Raw genomic sequence first — 2674 nt, 5'->3', positions numbered from 1 at the left:
AACTGAAATCACTTTTACCATCCCCCCTCGCAATGACAAAATAGAAGCAATCTCTTAGTTGAAATTTTGGTTAGTTAGATTGCTTCGGGGGTATGTCTGAGAAACAACTGAAATAACTTTTGCCATCCCCCTCGCAATGACAAAATAGAAGCAGTTTATTCCTCAAAATTTGACCTAGTGAGATGGCTTCGGGGGTATGTCTGAAAGAAAACTGAAATCACTTTTACCATCCCCCCTCGCAATGACAAATAAAGTAAATTATGTTGAAAGACATTACCGAAGTTAGTCACCAAGAAAACTATCTACTTTATATTAAATTTGAAGATGGAAAAGACGGAATTGTTGATATTAGTCAGCTAATAGAATTTACGGCAATTTTTGCCAGATTACAAGATATAAATTATTTTAAAACTGTCAAACTTAATCCTGAATGGGGAACAATTTACTGGGAAAATGGGGCAGATTTAGATCCAGATGTTTTGTATTCTATTGTGACAAATGAACCAATTCCTAATCAATTAAGTAGATAATTATGGATATAGCTCCCAATAACACCTCATCCGTACATCCGTGGCCAAATCTGTGTCTGCTTCCCTTTAATTCATAAAAAAACTAATGGAACTTTTTGATAACCTAAACTTAGCAATGTTTAGTGGCAAAGGAGGTGTGGGAAAAACCACAACTTCTTGTGCTTTTGCTTGCCAATGGGCGAAAAAATTCCCTGATGAAAAAATCCTCTTAATTTCTACCGATCCTGCTCACTCTTTAGGAGATGTCCTGCAAATACAAGTCACAGATACACCAACACCCTTACAAAGTTTACCCAATCTTTCCGTCAGAGCTTTAGATGCTAATCTCCTGCTCGAAGATTTTAAACAACGTTACGGCGATGTCCTAGAATTACTGGTAGAACGAGGTAGTTTTGTGGAAGGGGAAGACCTCACCCCAGTCTGGGATTTAGATTGGCCAGGATTAGACGAATTAATGGGTTTACTGGAAATACAACGCCTCTGTAACGAAAAGGTAGTCAATCGAGTAGTAGTAGATATGGCTCCGAGCGGTCATACTCTCAACTTATTCCGACTAATGGATTTTTTGGATACCCTACTCAACTCCCTAGAACTTTTTCAACAGAAATATCGCTACATTAAAGAAAGTTTCGCGGGTAAGTATACACCAGATGAGGCGGATGAAACATTAAAAAATCTTAAGGACGAATTAGCAGCAGGTCGTCATTTATTACAAGAGTCTCCTAAGACCGCGTGTTTAGTTATGGCACTACCCGAACCTATGAGTTTTCAGGAGACCAGGAGATTTTTAGATTCTTTGGAAAATCTGAAAATTCCTTACGGTGCGATTTTTGTGAATCAAATTGTTATAGATAAGGATAGTAGTGGCGATCGCTGTCTGGAACAAGGAAAGTTAGTTAGTCAGTTTATGGAACTGGCAGGAGAAAAATCGGTATACCTGATACCCCAACAAAAATCTGAACCTTTAGGTATAACTGCCTTAGAAAATCTAATAAACCAAATTTCTCCAGCAGAAAGTCTACCACTCTCAACTTCTGGGGAAGTAAATATCAAATGGCCGGAAAAAATTCCTCCTGGTTTTACCGACTTTATCGAAGAGGGTAGACGTTTATTAATTATTGGGGGAAAAGGAGGCGTAGGGAAAACTACTATAGCTGCTGCCATTGGTTGGGAAATGGCACAACGACATCCCGAAAGTCAAATTAGAACAGTTTCTATCGATCCTGCTCATTCTTTAGGAGATGCTTTTGGTTTAAATCTAAGCCATGAACCATCTATAATTAATACTAACCTCAAAGGACAAGAAGTAGAAGCAAATCGAGTTCTTGACAAATTTCGAGAAGATTATTTGTGGGAATTAGCAGAAATAATGAGTGGGGAAAAACCCGATAATTCAGCATCTTTTGAAATGGCATTTGCTCCCCAGGGATGGCGTCAAATTGTTGAGCAAGCTTTACCTGGTATTGATGAAATATTATCCTTATTAACAGTAATTGAATTGTTGGAGGAAAACCAAGAAGATTTAATTATTTTAGATACTGCTCCGACTGGTCATTTATTACGTTTTTTAGAAATGCCTAGTGCCATGCAAGATTGGTTAAGTTGGATTTTTAAACTATGGATAAAATATCAAGATATTATTGGTCGAACAGAATTTATGGGGCGTTTAAGAACTTTACGGAAACGGGTAGTTAATGCACAAAAAATTCTGAAAGATTCACAAAAAACAGAATTTATTGGAGTAATACGTCCACAGACTGGAGTTATTGCCGAAGCAGAACGTCTTTATCAATCTCTTGTAGAAAAGGAGATAGCACAAAATTATGTAGTTTTAAATTGTTTTACCTCTAATAGCATTGTTCCTAGCAATAAATTTCCGGAGGCAAAAGTTGTTTGTATGCCAATGTTACCTCGTTCAATTGAACCTATGGAACAAATTAAAGGAGCAGCTAATTATTTATTTTAGGGAATAGGGAATAGGGAATAGGGAATAGTTGGGAAAACATTTCCTAGTCTAAGATTCATCATTAGTCTATGTCCTAACTAATTCTTTCTTAGCTATAAATAACTAATTAGGGCTTGCTGATTAAATCTAAAAACATTGACAGATAAAAGTTTTAGCCTTTTTAGGTCTTGAAAAAGTA

Annotated in this window: 2 protein-coding genes; both read left to right on the top strand. The window is 36.7% G+C overall.

The genetic code is table 11. From position 1 onward, the window contains the following. The first annotated feature begins 260 nt into the window (after positions 1–260). Positions 261–530, top strand: a complete 270-nt coding sequence (locus tag F6K22_RS38160) for a DUF2442 domain-containing protein (protein ID WP_293110077.1) — start codon at positions 261–263, stop codon at positions 528–530. 85 nt (positions 531–615) lie between these two features. After that, the gene (locus tag F6K22_RS38155; protein ID WP_293110075.1) at positions 616–2496 is read left to right on the top strand and encodes an ArsA family ATPase; all 1881 of its coding nucleotides are present in this window, start codon (positions 616–618) and stop codon (positions 2494–2496) included. Positions 2497–2674 lie beyond the last annotated feature (178 nt).

Origin of the sequence: Okeania sp. SIO2F4 (assembly GCF_010672385.1) — a bacterium.
Classification (GTDB): Bacteria; Cyanobacteriota; Cyanobacteriia; order Cyanobacteriales; family Microcoleaceae; genus Trichodesmium.
The sequence above is the reverse complement of the archived record's forward strand: the minus strand, read 5'-3'. Positions and strand labels throughout refer to the sequence as shown.